The 19,437-nt window shown below is 66.5% G+C and carries 17 protein-coding genes; 8 read left to right on the forward strand and 9 right to left on the reverse strand.

Annotated elements, in window-relative coordinates:
• Nucleotides 1-90 precede the first annotated feature (90 nt).
• Genes BSZ40_RS08120 through BSZ40_RS08135 form a run of 4 tightly spaced genes read left to right on the forward strand, consistent with a single transcriptional unit; the run spans nucleotide 91 to nucleotide 5,309 of the window.
• Nucleotides 91-2,220, forward strand: coding sequence for an alpha-galactosidase (locus BSZ40_RS08120; RefSeq protein WP_073825096.1), 2,130 nt, complete (start codon nucleotides 91-93; stop codon nucleotides 2,218-2,220).
• A 17-nt stretch (nucleotides 2,221-2,237) separates the two neighbouring features.
• Complete coding sequence (locus tag BSZ40_RS08125) at nucleotides 2,238-3,521, forward strand: ABC transporter substrate-binding protein (RefSeq protein ID WP_073825099.1); 1,284 nt, start codon at nucleotides 2,238-2,240, stop codon at nucleotides 3,519-3,521.
• A 1-nt stretch (nucleotide 3,522) separates the two neighbouring features.
• The gene (locus BSZ40_RS08130; RefSeq protein ID WP_073825100.1) at nucleotides 3,523-4,419 is read left to right on the forward strand and encodes a carbohydrate ABC transporter permease; all 897 of its coding nucleotides are present in this window, start codon (nucleotides 3,523-3,525) and stop codon (nucleotides 4,417-4,419) included.
• Complete coding sequence (locus BSZ40_RS08135; RefSeq protein ID WP_073825103.1) at nucleotides 4,419-5,309, forward strand: carbohydrate ABC transporter permease; 891 nt, start codon at nucleotides 4,419-4,421, stop codon at nucleotides 5,307-5,309. Before BSZ40_RS08130 ends, BSZ40_RS08135 begins: the two co-directional genes overlap by 1 nt.
• Before the next feature lie 202 nt (nucleotides 5,310-5,511).
• On the opposite strand, the gene BSZ40_RS08140 is transcribed toward BSZ40_RS08135, so the two are convergent.
• The 3 genes from BSZ40_RS08140 to BSZ40_RS08150 are packed head-to-tail and all read right to left on the reverse strand — an operon-like array spanning nucleotide 5,512 to nucleotide 7,710.
• Nucleotides 5,512-6,540: an LLM class flavin-dependent oxidoreductase gene (locus tag BSZ40_RS08140; protein ID WP_073825104.1), complete on the reverse strand. Its 1,029-nt coding sequence runs from the start codon at nucleotides 6,538-6,540 to the stop codon at nucleotides 5,512-5,514.
• 27 nt (nucleotides 6,541-6,567) lie between these two features.
• A complete protein-coding gene (locus BSZ40_RS08145; RefSeq protein WP_073825107.1) occupies nucleotides 6,568-6,906 on the reverse strand; it encodes a cupin domain-containing protein in 339 nt (112 codons plus the stop codon).
• A gap of 9 nt (nucleotides 6,907-6,915) precedes the next feature.
• On the reverse strand, nucleotides 6,916-7,710 hold the full coding sequence (locus BSZ40_RS08150; protein WP_073825108.1) for a class I SAM-dependent methyltransferase: 795 nt from the start codon (nucleotides 7,708-7,710) through the stop codon (nucleotides 6,916-6,918).
• A gap of 152 nt (nucleotides 7,711-7,862) precedes the next feature.
• On the opposite strand from BSZ40_RS08150, the gene BSZ40_RS08155 reads away from it, so the two are divergent.
• On the forward strand, nucleotides 7,863-9,923 hold the full coding sequence (locus BSZ40_RS08155; protein WP_073825111.1) for a cell wall-binding repeat-containing protein: 2,061 nt from the start codon (nucleotides 7,863-7,865) through the stop codon (nucleotides 9,921-9,923).
• An 88-nt stretch (nucleotides 9,924-10,011) separates the two neighbouring features.
• Here BSZ40_RS08155 and BSZ40_RS08160 read toward each other — a convergent pair whose 3' ends face one another.
• The 5 genes from BSZ40_RS08160 to BSZ40_RS08180 form a co-directional block, all read right to left on the reverse strand.
• Nucleotides 10,012-11,040: an ABC transporter permease subunit gene (locus BSZ40_RS08160; RefSeq protein WP_073825112.1), complete on the reverse strand. Its 1,029-nt coding sequence runs from the start codon at nucleotides 11,038-11,040 to the stop codon at nucleotides 10,012-10,014.
• Nucleotides 11,037-12,095, reverse strand: a complete 1,059-nt coding sequence (locus tag BSZ40_RS08165; RefSeq protein WP_073825115.1) for an ABC transporter permease — start codon at nucleotides 12,093-12,095, stop codon at nucleotides 11,037-11,039. The genes BSZ40_RS08160 and BSZ40_RS08165 overlap by 4 nt, the downstream gene beginning before the upstream one ends.
• Entirely contained in the window at nucleotides 12,085-13,623 is a 1,539-nt protein-coding gene (locus BSZ40_RS08170; protein ID WP_073825116.1) for a sugar ABC transporter ATP-binding protein, read from the reverse strand. Before BSZ40_RS08170 ends, BSZ40_RS08165 begins: the two co-directional genes overlap by 11 nt.
• Before the next feature lie 54 nt (nucleotides 13,624-13,677).
• A complete protein-coding gene (locus BSZ40_RS08175) occupies nucleotides 13,678-14,688 on the reverse strand; it encodes an ABC transporter substrate-binding protein (protein ID WP_124852884.1) in 1,011 nt (336 codons plus the stop codon).
• A 540-nt stretch (nucleotides 14,689-15,228) separates the two neighbouring features.
• Complete coding sequence (locus BSZ40_RS08180) at nucleotides 15,229-15,918, reverse strand: hypothetical protein (RefSeq protein ID WP_073825119.1); 690 nt, start codon at nucleotides 15,916-15,918, stop codon at nucleotides 15,229-15,231.
• A gap of 142 nt (nucleotides 15,919-16,060) precedes the next feature.
• On the opposite strand from BSZ40_RS08180, the gene BSZ40_RS08185 reads away from it, so the two are divergent.
• Nucleotides 16,061-16,582, forward strand: coding sequence for a peptidylprolyl isomerase (locus BSZ40_RS08185; RefSeq protein WP_073825258.1), 522 nt, complete (start codon nucleotides 16,061-16,063; stop codon nucleotides 16,580-16,582).
• A gap of 70 nt (nucleotides 16,583-16,652) precedes the next feature.
• A complete protein-coding gene (locus tag BSZ40_RS08190) occupies nucleotides 16,653-17,522 on the forward strand; it encodes a rhomboid family intramembrane serine protease (protein ID WP_073825120.1) in 870 nt (289 codons plus the stop codon).
• A gap of 168 nt (nucleotides 17,523-17,690) precedes the next feature.
• On the opposite strand, the gene BSZ40_RS08195 is transcribed toward BSZ40_RS08190, so the two are convergent.
• Nucleotides 17,691-17,957, reverse strand: coding sequence for a cell division protein CrgA (locus BSZ40_RS08195; RefSeq protein WP_073825123.1), 267 nt, complete (start codon nucleotides 17,955-17,957; stop codon nucleotides 17,691-17,693).
• 105 nt (nucleotides 17,958-18,062) lie between these two features.
• Between BSZ40_RS08195 and BSZ40_RS12095 the strand changes: the two genes are divergently transcribed.
• Nucleotides 18,063-19,427, forward strand: coding sequence for a DUF881 domain-containing protein (locus tag BSZ40_RS12095; protein WP_222842766.1), 1,365 nt, complete (start codon nucleotides 18,063-18,065; stop codon nucleotides 19,425-19,427).
• Nucleotides 19,428-19,437 lie beyond the last annotated feature (10 nt).

Consider the following 19,437-nt stretch of genomic DNA (forward strand, 5'->3'; position numbering starts at 1 on the left):
GGAGTTGTGGTGGCTGCGGCTGGTAGGGGCCACGTTACCGGACGCGAAAACGCGTTGACAGCCCTATTACTTTTGTCGTAAAACTATTAAATGCGTCTCACTCCCGGCGACACGAGCATCATCTACCTGCGCAACGCTGGCACCTGCCTCTTGCTCGACCTGTCCACCCTGACCATCACCCACTGGGGCCCGGATCTTGGGTCGGCGCAGACGGCCACCTTGACCAGCCTCGCCCGCGCTGCCCGCCTGCAACGCGTCTCCGGCGGCCTGGACGAGACCGCTCCCCACAGCCTCGTCGCCACCCCCGCCACCGGCTGGCTCGGCACCCCCACCCTCGAAGGACACCGCGACGGCGGCCACGTCTCGGCCCGGTTCACCCTGGTAGGCGGCCACTACGATGCAACCACAGCCACCCTGCACCTGACCGACCCAGAAGCCGAACTGGCTTTAGCTGTCGACCTCACCATCGGTGCCGGGGGACTCGTCGGGCAACGGCTCACCCTCACCAACACCGGGACCACCCCCTACGCCGTCGCCCGCCTAGAACCCGGGCTACCGCTGCCCTGGCACGCCACCGAAATCCTCGACACCACCGGCCGTCACCTCCGCGAACGCAGCCCGCAACGCCACCATCTCACCTACGGCACCTACGAACGCACCTCCCGCCGCGGACGACCCGGGGCAGACGCCACCGTGCTACTGGCCGCCGGGCAACCCGGCTTCGGCTTCACCCACGGCCGGGTCTACGGTGCGCACGTCGCCTGGTCCGGCAACCACCGGCTCTACGTCGAGCGCACCACCACCGGGCAGTCCTTCCTGGCCGGTGGCGCGCTCTACCTGCAAGGAGAAGTCTGCCTCGCCCCCGGCCAACAACTGACCACCCCCTGGTTGTACGCCTCCTGGGGCGAGGGACTCAACGCGCTCGCGGCCCGCTTTCACACCGAGTGGCGGGCCCGGCCCGCCCATCCGCGCCGCCCCCGTCCCGTCACGCTGAACACGTGGGAGGCCGTCTACTTCGCGCACGACCTTGCCCGCCTCACCGCCCTCGCCGACGCCGCTGCCGAGGTGGGGGTCGAGCGCTTCGTCCTGGACGACGGGTGGTTCCTGCATCGGCGCGACGACACGGCAGGGCTCGGGGACTGGTACGTGGACCCGGACGTATGGCCGATGGGCCTCGGACCCCTGATCGAACACGTGCGCGAACGGGGCATGGAGTTCGGGCTCTGGGTGGAACCGGAAATGGTCAATCCCGACTCGGACCTCGCCCGCGCCCACCCCGACTGGGTCCTCCAGGCCCGCACCGCCCTGCCCCCGGTGGCCCGCCAGCAGCAAGTCCTGAACCTGACGTTGCCCGCGGTTGCCGACTATCTTTTCGCCCGCCTAGACGCGCTGCTGGTGGCCTATCCGATCAGCTACCTGAAGTGGGATCACAACCGCGACCTCGTGGAGGCGGCGAGTGGCCCGGGCGGCCAGCACCTGGCCCAGGCACAGACCCTGGCGCTCTACGAACTGCTGGACCGCCTGAAAGCCAAGCACCCGCACCTGGAGATCGAAAGCTGTGCATCCGGTGGGGCCCGCGTGGACCTGGGAATCCTGGCCCGCACCGACCGCGTGTGGACCTCGGACTGCCTCGACCCGCTGGAGCGCCTCCCCATTCAGGCCTACACCGGCCTCGTGGTGCCGCCCGAGATGCTGGGGACTCACCTGACCTCCCCGCGGGTGCACTCCACCGGGCGCACGGTAGACCTGCGACTGGCGGGTGCGGTGGCGCTCTTCGGGCATTTCGGCATCGAGTGGGACCTGACGACGCTGTCGGCCACCGAACGGCAAGCGGTGGCCGACTGGGTGGCATTGGCGAAACGGGTACGTCCCCTGGTGGCCAGTGGCGTCTTGGTGCACGCCGATACCGCCGATCCCGCGCTAGACGTGCGGGGCGTGGTCGCCGCCGACCAGTCCCAGGCATTCTTCGCCTTCACCCAGGTGGCGACCTCGGTTTCCGCGCCGCCCGGGCGGGTACGGCTGCCCGGCCTGGCTGCCCAGCGTACCTACCGGTTGACGGTTGCGAGCCCCGGCGGCTGGCGGCAAGAGCCCGCCCAATCTCCCTTGGCCTGGGCCACGGACGACATCTGCCTGACGGGCGCGCAGTTGGCGGAGGTCGGCCTGCGGCCGCCGGTGCAGTACCCGCAGCAAGCCACAGTCATTGAACTGACCGCAATGTGAAGCGTAAGGAGGCGCGCATGAAAAGACAGGCAGTCAGCGCGGCTATCGCGGCGACGGGACTGGTTCTCGCCGCCAGTGTGGCCGGGTGTGGGGCCGAAGACGGAGTGGTCACGCTTCGTTTCTTCCAATACAAGGGAGAGGCGATCGAGGACTTCCAGCAGATTGTTGACGAGTTTGAGGCAGCCAACCCGGACATTCGCATAGAGATGGATCAGGCCGCCGACTCAGAGACCGCTATCCGCACCCTCCTGGTGAAGGACCGGGTGCCGGACATCATCACGTTGAACGCCAACGGCAACTTCGGCAAGCTCGCCGAATCGGGGGTGTTTTACGACTTCTCGGCCGAGCCGGTGCTGCAAACCATCAACCCGTCGGTTCAGCAGATCCTTGAGGACCTGGGTGAGGTGCCGGGCGAGGTCAACGGCTTGGGTTACGTCAACAACGCCAACGGCATCATCTACAACCGGCAGATCTTCGCCGAGCAAGGCCTTGAAGTGCCCGAGACGTGGGACGAACTGATCGCCGTATGCGACAAGCTGCAGGCGGCAGGGATCGCGCCGTTTGCGGGGACGTTGGCGGATGCCTGGACGGGGCTGCCGTCGTGGAACGGGCTGGGAGCCTACGCCGCACAGGACGACTTCTTCGGCAAGCTGCGGGCCGCCGGTGAGGAGCTGACACCGGACTCGCCGACGTCGTTCTCCCGCGACTTTGCCGACGTGCTGGCGCGGCAAGCCCAGCTGTACCAGTACACCCAAGACGGCTACCGGGGGGCGAACTACGACGACGGCTCGGCGCTGTTTGCCAACGGCGAGGCGGCGATGCTGCTGCAGGGCATTTGGGCCCTGAGCCCGGTGAAGAAAATCAACCCGGACATCGACGCCGCCATCTTCCCCTACCCGGCGCCCGGCGGCCCGGACGACCGCCTCCTGGTCACGGGGGTGGACATCGTGGTGACCATGCCGAAGAACGCCAAACATCCACGGGAGGCCATGCGTTTCATCGAGTTCATGTTCTCGCGGGACGTGATCCAACGGTTCGCCGCGTCCCAGAACATGATCCCGTCGGTGCAGGGCGCACAGCTGCCAGACGACCCGGCGATCACCTCTGTTGCCCCCTACTTCGCCGACGGCCGGATCACCGGATTCATAGACCACCAGGTGCCCGCCGCCATTCCGCTGACCAACACGGTGCAACAGTTCCTGTTCGACGGGGACGCCGCGGAGGCGCTCGCCACCCTCGACAAGGAGTGGGCCAAGGTCGCGGCCCGCACCATTCCCATGCAAGAGCAAGAGGAGGAGTGACATGGCGTCCGCAACTGCCCCGGTGCGGCTGGCGCCGCGACGGCGCCTGGCCGATCGCACGTTCTACTGGATGGTCTGGCCCGCGGTCATTCTGTTCGCCCTATTCCACACGGTGCCGGTGCTGATTGGGGTGTTCTTCTCCTTCACAAACTACGCCGGCTACGGCAACTGGCGGTTCGTCGGGCTGGAGAACTATTTCAACCTCTTCCAGGACGATCGTGCGCTCGGGGCCTACGGCTTTTCCTTCCTGTTCGCGCTCGTTGCTACGGTCCTGACCAACGTGATCGCACTGGCGATAGCCTTGGGGCTGAACGCCAAGATCCGGGCCCGCAGCTTCTTCCGCGGCGTCTACTTCGTGCCGTACGTGCTGCCGGTGCTGGTCATCGGTTACGTGTTTCAGTTCCTGTTTTCCAACTCGCTGCCGAAGCTGTTGGCCAACATTCCCCTCTTTGCCGACAACATCCTGACCAACGAGACATGGGCGTGGCTGGCGATTGTGGCGCTCGCGGTATGGCAGGGCTGCGCTTTTGCCATCATCATCTACCTGTCGGGGCTGCAAACTATCCCGACTGAGGTGTACGAGGCGGCGGAACTGGATGGGGCCTCCCCCTGGCGGCGCTTCCGCTCCATCACCTTCCCGCTGATCGGGGCGTTCTTCACCATCAACGTGGTGCTCAGCCTGAAGGGATACCTGCAGGTCTTCGACCCGATCATGTCCCTGACACAGGGCGGCCCCGGCACGGCCACCGAATCGGTGACCCTGCTGATCTTCCGCAGCGGTTTCGCTGGCGGGGAGTTCGCGTACCAGACGGCCAACGCCGTCGTCTTCTTCCTCGTGATCACCGTGGTCTCGCTGGCACAGTTGAAGACCCTGCAAAACCGAGAGGCTGATTTCTGATGGCGGTGCAAGCTTTGCCGCAGCAAGCGGGACCACGGACGGCCGGGGGCGGCGGCAGGTTCCGCCGGGAACGCCGCAACGTTAACTGGTGGGCGACTGCACTGATCGCCGTGTGTTCATTGACGGTGCTGATTCCGCTTTACCTGGCGGTGGTGGTGGCACTGAAGTCGCCGGAGCAGGTGGCGCAGGGATCCGGTTTCGAGTGGCCGACATCGGTGCGGTGGGAGAACTTTGCCGAAGCCTGGCAGCGGGCCAAGTTCCCGCAGGCGTTGACCAATACGGCTTTGATCACGGTGGGGGCGGTTGTCTTCACGCTGCTCACCAGCTCGGTGGTCTCCTACGCCATCGCCCGCAATCTCGACCGGAAATTCTTCAAGGGCGTCTACTTCTACCTGTTGGCCGCGCTGTTCATTCCCTTCCCGATCATCATGCTGCCGCTGGTGAAGCAGACCGCCTTGCTGCACCTGGACAATCAGGCCGGGCTCATCGTGCTCTATACGATTTACGGGCTTAGTCTCAACATCTTCATCTACACCGCCTATATTCGGTCCATTCCGATCGAGTTGGAGGAAGCGGCACGGGTGGATGGGGCGAGCACGTGGGGCGTGTTCTGGAAGGTAATCTTCCCGCTGCTGACCCCCATGAACGCCACGGTGGGCATCCTGACGTGCGTGTGGGCCTGGAATGACTTCATCATGCCGCTGGTGGTGCTGACCGCCCCGTCCAGCCGCACCCTGGCGCTGGCGCAGTACGTCTTCCAGGGCGAGTACAACACCGACTACTCGGTGGCCTTCTCGTCGTATCTCATGGCGATGGCGCCGCTGCTGCTGGTTTACATCTTCTCGCAGCGGTGGGTGATCTCCGGCGTCATGCGCGGTTCGCTCAAGTAGCGCGGGCCGGGGGCGGCGGTGGGTTCCTGCCGCCACCCCCGGTGCTGTGCCAGCGTTGCTCCGGCGCCGCGCCTGCACTGGCCCGCCCTAACTGGGTACCACAGCGCCTTAAGCGTCATATACGCCAGATGAGCCTTCCCCGTGGCCAACTGGGGCGACCATCCGGGTCGGTGGACCCGGATGGTCGCGCTGCCGCACCGCCTCAGCGCCAGCCGAGGCCTGGGGCGACGTGCCGCACAATCGAGTCCAGCAGGTGCGCGTTGTAGTCGACACCGAGCTGGTTGGGAATGGTGATCAGCAGGGTGTCTGCCTCCGCAATGGCCTCGTCTTGCCGGAGCTGGTCGATAAGCACGTCGGGCTCGGCGATGTAGGAACGACCGAAGACCGAGCGGACCGATTCGAGCAAACCAACCTGGTCAGTGGTCTCGGCGCTCGCTCCTGGCAGGAAGTAGGAACGATCCTGGGCGGTGACCAGCGGGATGATAGACCGCGAGACAGACACGCGCGGGGCGAAACCGTGGTTGTGCTTGTCCCACTCGGCGCGGAAGGCCCGAATCTGCTTGGCCTGCTGCACGTGGAACGGCTCCCCGGTCTCGTCCGTCTTTAGGGTCGAGCTCATCAGGTTCATGCCGTTCTTGGCGGCCCAAACCGCGGTGCCGTCGGAGATGGAGCCCCACCAGATGCGCTGGCGCAGACCCGGGGCGTACGGCTCCAGCCGCAGCAGCCCGGGCGGGTTGGGGAACATGGGCTCGGGGTTTGGCTCGGCGAAGTGCTCGCCCTCCAGGGCGTGCAGGGTTTCGAGCGTGACGCGGCGGGCCATGTCTGCCACCGACTCGTCTTCCCGGGGCGCAATACCGAAGTAGCGCCAGCCGTCGACTACCTGCTCTGGTGATCCCCGCGACAGTCCAAGCTGGAGCCTGCCGCCGGCAATGAGGTCTGCCGCCCCGGCGTCCTCCGCGAAGATCCACGGGTTGACGTAGCGCATGTCGATGACGCCGGTACCGATCTCGATGCGGCTGGTGCGGGCCCCGATGGCGGCCAGCAGTGGCAGGGGCGAACCCTGCTGCTGGGCGAAGTGGTGGACCCGGAAGTAGGCGCCATCCACGCCGAGCTCTTCGGCCGCTACCGCCAGTTCGATGCCCTGCAGCAGCGAGTCGGCGGCTGACCGGGTGGCGGAGCCGGGGGTGTCGCGCCAGTGTCCGAAGGACAGAAAGCCAATTTTCTTTCGCATGGCAAGGTAACCACCGCAGCCCGCGGGTTATTCCGCGGGCTTTTGGCGGGGGTCCAGCATGTAGAGCGCCATCTTGGTGGGCTCCAGGGCTTCCACCGCGTGCGGCAGGCGGGTGGTCATGTGGATCACCCCGCCCGGCCGCAACACGACGTCTTGCCCGTCGGCCATCACCCGTAGGGCACCGGAGAGCACCGTGATGAGCACCGGCATGGCGGCCGTGTGCTCCGTGAGTACCTGTCCGGCATCGAAGGCAAAGAGAACGCAGCGGGCACCTTCGGCTTTCAGGACGGTGCGCGAGACCGTGGAGTCGTCCTGAACGGCAGTCAGCTCTGCGAGGTCCGCAATGACAGTGAGTTGGTCGGACACAGTTCCTCCTTAGGGTTTACGGGCGACGATTGCCACCCCCGCGAGGGAGCGGCGGTAGCGGGAGAAGACGCGCCGCATGGCGAGGATGCGGCGACGCAGGTCGCGGTTGGTCAGCACATTTCGCAAGATGCGGGCCACCCCACCCAGGCCTTCGTCGGCGAGGTTGCGGCGGAAGTTGAGCAGGGCCATGGGGGCGGTGGCGCTCCATTCGACCTCCAGGCCAGCGGCTTGCAGGGCGGCGGACCATTCGGCCACCGTGAGCGGGCGGGCATTGACGCGGATCGACCGCGCGAGGGCCCCGCGGATCTCGGTGGCGACCGCGGGATCGACGTCGTCGGGCACCAGGGCGAGCTCGTGGATGGCGTAGCGGCCGCCGGGGCGCAGCAATCGCACCGCCTCGGCGATGATTTCCTGCTTTCCCCGTTCCCCCTGCATGGTCAGCATGGCTTCCCCGACCACGACGTCGGCGCTGGCGGGGGGCAGGCCGGTGGCGCGGGCGTCGCCCTGCTGGCAGGTGCCGTGCGCGGCGACGAGGCGGCCAACGCGGGTGGCGGCCACTGGGTCTTGGTCTATCCCGGTGTAGGACCGCACGCGATGGGTGACGATTTCGCCGGCAGTGCGACCGAGGCCGGGAGCGAACTCGATGACGTCGGCGGCGGGGAGGTGGGCGTGTTGCAGGAGGGCGGTGGTGAGGGCTGCTCCGCCCGGGCGCAGGACGCGCTTGCCTGCGCGGGCCAGAACCCAGTGGCCAGCGGCGGCGCTGACGGGGCGGTTGCCGCCGGGGAGTTCTTCGCTAGTGCTCATATGGCAAGGCTACGCTTACTTAATTACTTTGGGAAGATCTTTGCCCGCGCAAATACTGTGTGTCCGTGTGGGCTGTACCGCTTTTGCGGGCGGGAGGCACCGCGGCGCGGGCGGGCGCGGGACAATCGTCCCACCCGCCAGTCAGGAGAATCATGCGTCGCCTCATTGCCTTCCTCACCGTCACCCTGACGATGCCCGCCGTCACGGCGCTCGCGCTGCCCCCCAGCACCCCTGCCGCAGCCCCGGCAGGTAACGTCGTAGACAGCCCCACCCCGCCCGCCGTCGTCGAAACCCTCCTGCCCATCGAACTGCCAAGCACCAGCCCAGCTGACCCCGGCGCGACCCTCCGGCCGCTGGCCGCCCCCGCGCAAGACGCCACCTTCGCCGTGCCCCTGACCTGCCACACCTGCGTCCTCGCCGCCACCTGGCACGGCGACGGCGTCCAAAGCGCCCGCATCACGGTGCCCGGCGCAGACCCCTACGAACTAGAAATCGAAGAAACCGACTCCGGCCTGGTCGGCACCGAACCCTACTTCGTCACCGGAGCCGCCAGCGCCGAACTGCAACTGACCCCCATCCCCGGCGGGCAGGTCACCGACGCCAACATTCGCGTCATCGACGTCGACGACGCCGGGCAGGTAGATCCCGTCCCCGCCCCCGAGCAGTCAATCGCTCCCCTCAGCGGCACCAATCCCGCCGCCGACCTAACCACCGCGGCCGCCCGCCCCGTCATCCACACCCGCGCCCAATGGGGAGCCAACGAAAGCTGGAACGACTGGGGCGTCGACCCGATCCGAGTGGAGGGCGCCGTCGTCCACCACACGGCAGGCACCAACAACTACAGTGCCGCCGATGTGCCGGGCATCCTCCGCGGCATCTACCACTATCACGCCGTCACCCTCGGCTGGGGAGACATCGGCTACAACGTGCTCGTCGACAAGTACGGCAACGCCTGGCAAGGACGGCGCGGCGACGTCTACACCGTCACCTCCCAAGGTGCCCACGCCCTCGGTGCCAACGACGAAACCTTCGGTATCTCCCTCCTGGGCGACCACTCTCACCTCACCCCCAGCCCCGCCGCCCTCGACGCCATCGCCGACGTCCTCGCGTTCAAACTCCAGCAAGCAGGCGTCGCCCCCCGCGGCACCATGCAGCTGACCACCCGCCTCGGCACCTCCACCGTGCCCACCATCCTGCCCCACCGCCACGTCCCCAGCAACGCCACCACGTGCCCCGGCAACGGCTTCATGACCAAATGGGAGGACCTCCTGAACCGGGTCGAAACCAAGATGCGCGGCCCCCGAGTGCCTGCCGGGCTCCACATCGAACGCCTCGCCGGGACCAGCCGCATCGACACCGCCGTCCGCCTCTCCCAAGCCTTCGCGCAAAGCGAGGGCACCATCTACCTCGCCTCCACCACGACCTTCGCCGACGCCCTGGCCGCCGGCTCGGCCGCGGGTCACGAACGCGGCCCCGTGCTCTTGAGCGATCCCGCCACCCTCAGTGAACTGGTGCGCGGAGAACTACGCCGCCTGCGCCCCCACCAAGTCGTCATCGTCGGCGGCCCCGGCTCCCTCAGCGAGACCGTCGTGGCCGACGTGCGCGCCACCGTGCCGCAGGCCCGCGTCCACCGCGTCGCCGGCCCCAACCGGTACGCCACCGCCGCCGCCCTGTCCGCCTACGCCTTCCCCACCACCCCAGCCGTCTTCCTCGCTAACGGGCAGACCTTCGCCGATGCCCTCGCCGTCTCGGCGGTGGCCGGGGCGAGCGGAGCGCCCGTGCTGCTTACCGACGGCCAACACCTAGACACCACCGTGCGGGCTGAACTGCAGCGCCTGGCGCCGCAAAAGGTGTGGATAGTCGGCGCCGACGCGGCCGTCAGCCCGGCCGTCGCGGCCGAACTCGCCGCCGTCGTCCCCGGCGCCCAAGTGCAGCGCGTGGCGGGCCCCAACCGGTACGCCACCGCCGCCGCCGTCGCCAAACTCATGCCCAATCCGTCCGCCTCCCGCCTGGTCGTCTCCGGTCAGGACTACCCCGACGCGCTCGCGGCCGCGGCGGCGGGGGCCGTGTGGCGCGCCCCGCTCGTGCTCACCGGCCGCGACCAGCTGCCGCCCGCCTCCGTCCCGCCGCTGACTGGCGCCACCCACGTGCGCATCATCGGGGGGCCGGGCGCCGTCTCGCAGGCCGTGGCCGAGCGCCTGGCGGGGAGGTAGCCCAACCTTCGATGGTGCGCTGAGACGGTGCGGTTACAGGTGGGTGGGCAGGGGCACAGTCCCTGCCCACCCACCTGCATGTCCGCCGCTAGCTGCTGCTCTTGCGGAGCGACACCCCGCGCTGCAGCAGGACGAAGGCCAGGAGGAACACCCCGATGAAGACCTTCGTCCACCACGACTCCAGTCCCTCCCGGGCGATGAGGATTTGCAGCAGCCCGTAGATCAGCACCCCGACGCACGAGCCCAGCACGTAGCCGACCCCGCCAGTGAGCAGGATGCCACCGATCGCCACCGGCGCGATGGCGTCCAGCTCCATGCCGATACCGGTCAAGGTGTAGCCGGATTTCGTATACATCGCGAACAGCACGCCCGCGATCCCGGCGCACACCCCCGAGATGAGGTAGGCCAGCAGGCGCGCGCGGCCCACGGCCAGGCCCATCAACTGCCCGGCCCCGCCGTCGTCCCCTGCCCCCAGCACGTAGACGGTGCGTCCGAAGCGGGTGTAGTGCAGCAGGTAGAAGGCCACCGCGATGATGACCAGCGCGCATACGGTCGCCAGGTTGAGGCGGAAGACATTGCGGCCCGAGCCGAAGGCGATGTTCCACTTCGCCAGCGCTGAGAAGGACTTGTCAGTGATGCTGATCGGTTCGACCGACACCAGGTTCGCCAGGCCGCGGGCTAGGAACATGATGGCCAGGGAGGCGATGAACGGTTGCAGGTCAAACACTTGCACCATCACCCCGATGGCGAGTCCGCACGCCGCGCCAATCAGCACCGCCACCAGCAGCACCACTGGCAGGGGCAGCCCTCCGGGCAGCAAAGTCGCCACCACCAGTCCCACCAGCGCCACCACCGCGCCCACCGACAAGTCGATGCCGCCCGTAAGAATCACGAACGTCATGCCGACCGCCAACACCAAGAGATAGGAGTTGTCCACCAGCAGGTTGGAAAAGAGGCGCGGGGAGAGGAACGAGCGGGAGGCCGTGGAGTAACGCAGCTGGCCGACCAACAGCATTAACGCCAGAGTCAACGTGGTGCCGAGGACTGGCAGGTAGCGGCGGGATAACAGTCGCCGCCAGATGCCGTCGGTTCTCGTCGGATTCCGGGTCGTTTTCATGCTGCCTCCTGCCGGACGGCCCGGCGCGCCACCTCTGCGCGGGCCCGCCGCTGCTGCGCCCACCGCTGAAACGCCGCCGACTGGGCGATGCACACGGCGATGACGATGAGGGCCTTAAACAGGGGCGTGGTCTGGGTGGGGATGTGGAAAATGATGACGGCCCGTTCGATCGTGGTCAGGACCAGGGCGCCGACGACGGTGCCCGCCAGAAAGAACCGCCCGCCGCTCATGCGGGTGCCGCCGATGACGACGCACATGATGGCGTCCAGCTCCTTCATGAGCCCAATGTTGTTGGCGTCTGCCGCCATCGTGGGTGCGCCATACAGCAGACCCGCCAGCCCGGCACACAGCGCACACAGCACGTAGGTGAGGAACTTCAGCTGATTGGCGCGCACGCCGCTCAGGCGGGCGGCTTCGGCGTTGATGCCCACCGACTCCAGCAGGAGTCCGAGGGCGGTGCGGCGCAGCAGCAGCGCCAACAGGACGAAGGCGACGAGCCCGCAGATCACCGGGGTGGGCAGGCCGAGGGTGAAACCTGAACCGAGGGACTTAAACGGCGGTGAGGTGACCGTCGTGATTTGTCCCTTGGTGATCAGCATGGCGATGCCGCGCCCGGCCACCATCAGGATCATGGTGGCGATGAACGGCTGGATGCCGCAGGCAGTGACCAGCAGGCCGTTGAACACCCCGATCCCCACCGCCACCAGCAGTCCCAAACCGACGGCAGTCAGCGCCGTGCTGACGGCACCGGGGGTCTGCGAGGCATCCAAGAAGGTCAGGGACACCGACAGGGAGATTGCCATCACCGCCCCCACCGACAGGTCCACCCCGGCGGTGGCCACCACCAGACACATACCTAGCCCCAGCAGTGCCGGGGTGGCGGCGGCGCGCAGAATGTCAATTAGTTGCCCAAAGAGGTGGCCGTCCTGCACGGAGATCCGCAGGAAGCCGGGGCTCACCAGCTGACAGCCGAGCAGCAGCAACACGAGGGCGGCGCACGGCCAGAACAGGTGATGGGAGAAGGCTCGACGCGCGAGGGGTATCTCAGGCGGCATCTTTGTCTCCTGCGTGGTTAGCGATGATGGATAGCAGCGAGGTGGTGGTGACGGTCTCGTCGTTCGGCAGGTCGGCAATCTTGTGCCGGTCACACATGACGACGATCCGGTGCGACAGTCGCAGCACCTCGGGTAGTTCGGAGGACACGAAGATCACCGCCAGGCCGTCGCGAGCCAAGGCCACCACCAGTCGTTGAATCTCGGCCTTCGTGCCGACGTCGATGCCGCGGGTGGGTTCATCGAGGATCAGCAGTTGGGGATTGGTGGCCAGCCACCGGGCCAGCAGCACCTTTTGCTGATTGCCGCCCGAGAGGTTCTTGATCAACATGTGGGGGTTGCGCGGCTGAATGTCGAGCAATTCCAGGTATTTGTCCACCAACTCCTGGCGCTGCTTGGCCGACAGCGGGCGGAAGATACCCTGCTTGGCTTGCAACGCCAAGATGAGGTTTTGCGCCACGGTGAGGGAGCCGACGATTCCCCCGTGTTTGCGGTCCTCCGTCGAGTAGGCGATTGCCTGGTTGAGGGCCTGCAGGGGAGTGTGGAGGTGCACCTGTGTGCCGCGCACCTGCACCTGGCCGCTGGTGGGCTTGTCCGCCCCCGCCAGGAGGCGCACGGCTTCGGAACGTCCGGAGCCGAGTAGCCCAGCGAACCCGACGATTTGTCCGGCGTCGATGGTGAAGTCGAAGGGGGCGACAGCTCCCCGACGTCCCAGGTCGGTGGCCGCCAGGGTCTGGGGTGCATCGACGGGCGGGTGTAAGTCGCGCTCTAAGGCCTCCAACGCGGCGGCGTCCCGCCCAATCATGAGCGAGACCAGCTCCAGGCGCGGCAGATTGGCGGTGTCCCCGCCGCCAACGTTGCGGCCGTGGCGGAGCACCGTCATGTGATCGGAGATCTCGTAGACCTGTTCCAGGAAGTGCGAGACGAACAGGATGGCCACCCCGCTGTCGCGCAACTCGCGCAGCACCGCGAACAGTTCGGCGACCTCATCGTTGTCCAATGATGAGGTCGGCTCGTCCAGAATCAGTATGCGGGCGTTGGCCACTAAGGCGCGGGCGATGGCACACAGTTGTTGGGTGGCCAACGAGTGCTCGGCCAAGAACGAACCCGGGTCGATATCCAGGTGCAGGCGTTGGAGGTGCTGCCGGGCCTGGGCCCGCATGGCCCGCCAGTTAATGAACGGCCCGCGGCGCGGCTCGTGCCCCAACATGACGTTCTCTGCCACCGTCAGATTGCCTGCGAGGTTCACCTCCTGATAGACGGTCGAGATACCTGCCGCCGCCGCCTCGGCCGGGCTCCGGAAAGTGCGGGGCTGGCCGTCCAGCAGGATCTGGCCCCCAGCGGGCGCATAGACCCCCGTCAGGGCCTTGATGAGAGTGGATTTGCCGGCCCCGTTTTCGCCCATCAGGGCGTGGATCTGCCCCGGGTAGAGCGTGAAGTCGACCCCATCCAGGGCCCGCACGCCGGGGAAAAGCACCGACAGATCCTTGATTTCCACCAACGGGCGTGGCTGCGTGTCTGGCTGACGCATGACGCTGTTCCTTACCCGGGTGGGCGGGAGGGATGCCCGCCCACCCCTGTCGGTTTAGTAGGGACGCTGATCGACAACTTCCTGCGTGATCGTCTGGTCAAAGGTCTGGTCCTTGACGATCACCTTGTCAGGCAGGTCTTTGCCCGCTTTGGCGTCGCGGAGCACTTGGCCCAGCTGCTCACCAAACATCGGGTTGCACTCGACCACGAAGTTGAACTTGCCGTCCACCAGGGCTTGGAGGCCGTCGCGCACGCCGTCGATGGTGACGATCTTGATGTCCACCCCCGGCTTCTTCCCGGCTGCCTCGACCGCCTCGATCGCCCCCAGGCCCATGTCGTCGTTGTGGGCGAAGATGACGTTCATTTCGGGGTATGCCTGCAGGGCCGCCTCCACGGCGATCTTGCCCTCGGCGCGGGTGAAGTTACCCGAGGCCTTGCCAATGATCTTGTCGGACATGACTGCGCCGAACCCGGCCTCGCGGTCCAGCTGGGGGCCGGACCCTAAGGTGCCCTGCAGCTCAAAGATCTTCGGTTCGGGCACGTTGGCCTTCACCCACTCCCCGGCGGTGCGGCCCTCGGCAACGAAGTCGGAACCGATGAAGGTGACGTAGGCGTCGGGCACGCTCGTTTCAATGGTGCGGTCAGACAGCACGACGGGGATCCCGGCGTCCTTGATCTCCTGCAGCACCTCGTCCCAACCGGTTTCCACCACAGGGGAGAAGGCGATGACATCAACGTCCTGGTCGATGAAGTCGCGCAGCGCCTTGATCTGATTTTCTTGCTTCTGCTGCGCGTCGACGAACGTCAGCTCGTAGCCGTTGGCCTCTGTGAAGGTGGCCTTGATGGATTCGGTGTTGGCCGTGCGCCAACCGGACTCGGCCCCCAATTGGCTAAAGCCCACCCGCAACAGCTCCTCACCACCCGCGTCGGCGGCGGTGGACTGCTTCCCGTCACCGGGGGCAGTGCTGTTGGAGTCGGAGCTGGTGGTGTCAGAGCTGCAGCCAGCCAAAGCCACCAGGGCCACGGCGGTGGCGGCGATGAATCTGCGTACCGGTAACTGGGTCATCGTTCCTCCTTGAGTGCCCATAAGCCCGGCTGTCTCTGCGTTGTAAACAGCCGGCTTCACAGCAAAAGTGTGACGCAGAACTCAGTTTGGAACTGGAGTTCCAGGCTGTCAAGCTCCTGTGTGCAACCTGTAAAGCTCCAGAAAGTTAGGCAGGGAGGCGGGGCGGGGGAATGCCGGAGGGACAGGGTCTTTCGGCCCGGGTGAAGGTAACTGCCCCGCCGTCAACCAAGGACACCCGCTACGGCAGCTTGCTGGGAGACGTTCGTGAAAGAGCGCACCGATGCCAATACCCACCATCATGCCCTTGTGGCACCGCCATGCCCTTAAAACACTGGAATAAGGGCCTGATGGTGAGCTAAGGGCATGGCGGTGGGCAGGGGTGGAGGGCGCGTCCGGATAGCCCGCGCAGTCTGACGCACAAACGCCGGTGTTTTTCGACATCGGCGGGGGCAGTCCCCACGCTGCGCGCAGTCTGGCGGGAGACTAAATGCGGTTGGGGGCAGGGTCAACGACCCCGCCCCCAACCGGCTACTGTCGCTGTTAGCTCAACTTGTCCTTGGCGGCGTCCTTGACGTCCCGAACGACATCCTTGGCCTCGGACCGGGCGTCCTTGGCGGCATCCTTCACGTCGCGGGCGGCATCCTTGGCTTCCGAACGGCCATCCTTCAGAGCGTCGGCCACCCGTTCCTTAGCCTCCCCGACCTTCGCTTTGACGGCGTCCATAGCTCCGGCCGCCCGGGCCTGCAGGTCGCTCGGCACCACGGTGCTTTCGGCCCAGTAGTCCTCAGCCCACGGGTCGTCCACCGGCTGCGTGCGCCGCCAGGCAACATAGCCCGCGCCTGCAGCGGCCGCGCCAACCAGCAGCCAGCCCAAGGTTCGCAGACCCCGCCGCCGCTTGGCCTTCGCGGGCGGCTCGGCCAGTGCCTTGCGGGCAGAGGCCGCCACGTGCTGGGCGCGCTCAGACAACGTGCCTTCGCCGTGCGCTGCCACATTGGCCTCGTGCAGTGCCCGCTGCACCCGCGGCACGTAATCCTCCCGCAAGCGAGTGTTAGCGGCGGCCGCACGAACTTGCGCCTGCGTCCAGGCGCGTTCAGCGCGCGGAGTCAACCAGTCCAAGCCGTCTTGGGCCTTGCCGACAGCCAACATGCCAAGGTCGGCCGCAGTTCCCGCAGCCCGTCCCGCGAAAGAACGAACCTTAGCCTCAGCCTTCTTCTTCTTGCACCAGCTCATCTTTGACCACCTTCGGATACTCGCGTGTGCGCTGTTAACGTCCCATTATTCCGTGCCGCAGGCCATTGCGCAGCATCTACGCTCATGGCGCATTGCGGTTCGGCAGCCAGGTGGGGTGGCGTGGCCGTGGGACCATTTGGGCATGCAAGCAACTATTCGCACTTCCGCAGGCAACATCGTCGTCGAGCTGTTCCCCGACTCGGCACCCGTCACGGTGGACAACTTCGTGGGCCTAGCTAAGGGCACCAAAGAGTGGACCCACCCGCGCACCGGGGAAACGATGCACGAGCCGCTCTACAAGGGGGTCATCTTCCACCGGGTAATCGCCAAATTCATGATCCAGGGTGGCGACCCCCTCGGTGTCGGCGTGGGCGGTCCCGGCTACCAGTTTGACGACGAGATCGACCCGGCCCGCACGTTCAACACCCCCTACCTGCTGGCCATGGCCAACGCGGGGACCCGGGGTGGGCGCGGGACGAACGGCTCGCAGTTCTTCATCACCGTGGAGCCCACCCCGTGGCTCGACGGCAAGCACACGATCTTCGGCCAGGTGGCGGACGAGGCCTCCCGTGCCGTGGTCGATGAGATCGCGGCGGTGAAGGTCGACGGACGGGACCGGCCGCTGACCGACGTGGTAATTGAGGGCATCGACATCGTCGAGTGACCCGGGAGCAAGCAGCGGTGGCGCGCCGTCCGGTCGTCGGGCGGCGCGTCCTGGCACATGAGGGAATGTGATGAGTGAAGAAAGCGTGATGCCGGAGCCGCCGCGCTGCCGGGCGCACGGGCAGCCAAGTTGGGTGCTGTGTCAGCGATGCGGGAACGCGGTGTGTCCCCAATGCCAGGTGCAGGCCGCCGTGGGCGTGCACTGCACGACGTGTGCCCACGCCGGACGCAAGCGCGTGGCAGCGCGATTTGGGGCAGCGACCGGACAGCCGGTGGTGACCTACACCCTGATCGGCCTGTGCCTAGCGGTGTTCGTGGGCGACAAGGCCAGCCCGGCGGTTTTCAAATGGCTGGCTTTCGCCCCGGTGTTGGGCTCCCACGAGCCGCACCGTTTCCTCACCACCACGTTGTTGCACGCCGGGATCTGGCACCTGGCCATGAACATGCTGGCCTTGTATGTCACCGGTAGTTCCTTAGAACGGGTGTTGGGGCGCGGACAGTTCCTCGCCCTGTACCTGCTGGGGGCAGTAGGCGGCTCGGTGGCGGTCCTGTGGCTGTCGAGTCCCGCTGCGACGAGCTGGTACACGGTGACGGTAGGGGCGTCGGGGGCGGTCTTCGCCCTGTTTGCGGCGGTGTTCGTGATCCAACGGCACCTGGGGACGGACACGGCCCCGATCCTCGGGTTGCTCGTCGTCAACGGCATCATCTCGGTGACGGTGCCAGGTATCTCCTGGCAGGGCCATCTCGGTGGTTTTGTCACCGGCCTGCTGTTGGGCTGGCTGACTTTGCTGCTGCGCCAAGCCGTGGCGCGGCGAGCGGTGGCAAGCCCAACGACGCGGGGCGGGCAAGTGACCGCGAAAGGAACCGTGACTTGGCTGGCTCCCATAGCAGTGGCTGCCCTGCTCGTTGTCCTGACGCTGGTGCGCTATGCCGTCGCCTAAGCCAGAAGTTATCCACAGGGTTATCCACCCCTGTGGGTAATGACAGCCGTGTCATTCCCGCGCCAGTTGGCAGCAATCGTTGCAAGCACAGGTAAAAGGCAGGAAACTGTGGATGTGGAAAGGGCGGGGGATAACCCCCGCCCTTGTCTGCTCGCCGCTGTGGGAAACTCAGCGCCAGCGCAGCATCATCAGGAAGCCCGTAATCATGACCCCGAAGCCGACGAACTGGTTCCAGTCTCCCAGCCCCGGGATGGGGAACCGGCCGCTCGACATGTGGGTAACTACCACCCAGACCAACCCCAGCACCATCAGGGCCACCATGACCAAGGGCCACCATTGCGGGCTGGGCTTGATGTCGTCCTGCCACGACGGGCGGATCTCCGTGTCAGCGTGCACCGTGCGACCACGGCTCTTCCGCTTTTTCGATTCGGGCACCAGAACTCCTAGATTTCAACCATGGCGGGTGGACCGCCTGACAGCCACCCCTAGCGTAGCCTTTCCGTTGCAGTGTTCGATACGACTAATGGGCGGGGGTGAGCAGTGAAACAGGACGAACAGACGCCAGGCTGGGATGAGGCGGAGACCGAACAAGCCGAGGTTGAGGAACTTCCGGAGGCTATGGTTCTGCCGACGGAGTCGGCGGGGTCGGGAGAGCCGGTGCCAGCAGAGGACATCGGCACGGAGCTCATCGCGGAGGCGGATGCGGAGCCCGATCCGGCAGCGTCGCCCACCGAGCCAGGCACCGAGGCCACGGAACAAGCGGATACGGAGCCCGACCCGGCAGCGTCGCCCACCGAGCCAGGCACCGAGGCCACGAAACAGGCGGATACGGAGCCCGATCCGGCAGCGTCGCCCACCGAGCCCATTGATGAGCTGGCTGCCCCGATCCTGGAGTGGTTAGCGGTACCGACCCCGCCGGTCGGGGTAGGTGCGGTGGTGCCTACCGACGTGGAGGTGGAGCTCGCGGCGTCGGACGAGGTGGCCGACAGCGAGCAGGAGCACGCCGCGCAAGAAGAAGACAACGACCAAACGTTGGCAGTCTCGGCAGAGTCGATCCCAACGTCGGCACCCCCTGCCGGACAACCAGCCCACGAACCGCAGGAGCTGGAGCCGTTAGACGTGGCTGCCATTGCCGCCAAAGCCCGCTCCCGCTCCGCCCCCAGGGCGCAGCTACGGCGACTGTTCGAGGATTCCTTCCGCGGCCCGCAGCTAACCTGGCGGCACTTGTCCGTGGCGCTCGTGGCCTTCGCTATGGGTTTGATAATTACCGCGAATGCTTTATCGCATGGGCCGCGCACCGAGGAGGAAGACGTCAGTGACTTAGTGTCGCTAGTGACTGCCCGGTCCACGCAACACGACAAGGCGGAAACTCGCAACGCTGAACTGCGCTCCCAAGTAGCTGACTGGGTAATCAAACAGGGGGGTAACCTGCAGCCACCCGACCCGGCCGTCGCCCTCGCCGCCGGGCTAGAAGAAGTGGAGGGGCCCGGGGTGGTGGTGCGGTTGTGGGACGCCAAGGTGCCCGAAGGCGACAAAGGCAAATGGAAGAACGACGACTACGTCGTCCACCAGGGCGATATTGAAGGCGTCATGAATGCGCTGTGGTCCGGGGGAGCCGAAGCGATGTCGGTGCAGGGGCACCGTGTAATTTCCACCACGGGGGTGCGTTGCGTCGGCAATGTGCTCTACATTGCGGGCCGCAGCTACTCCCCGCCCTACGAAATCCGGGCCGTGGGCGATCCCGCGAGATTGCAGGCCGCCCTCGACACTTCCCAACAGGTGCGGATCTACCGGCAATACGTCGACGCCCTCGGGCTCGGGTGGGAACTACGCGAAGAGCAAACCCTCAACATCCCGGCGCATAGCAGCATCTCTATCCTGCGTTATGCGAAAGTTGAAGAGTGAATCGAGTTGG

Origin of the sequence: Buchananella hordeovulneris, assembly GCF_001907235.1 — a bacterium.
Taxonomy (GTDB): domain Bacteria; phylum Actinomycetota; class Actinomycetes; order Actinomycetales; family Actinomycetaceae; genus Buchananella; species Buchananella hordeovulneris.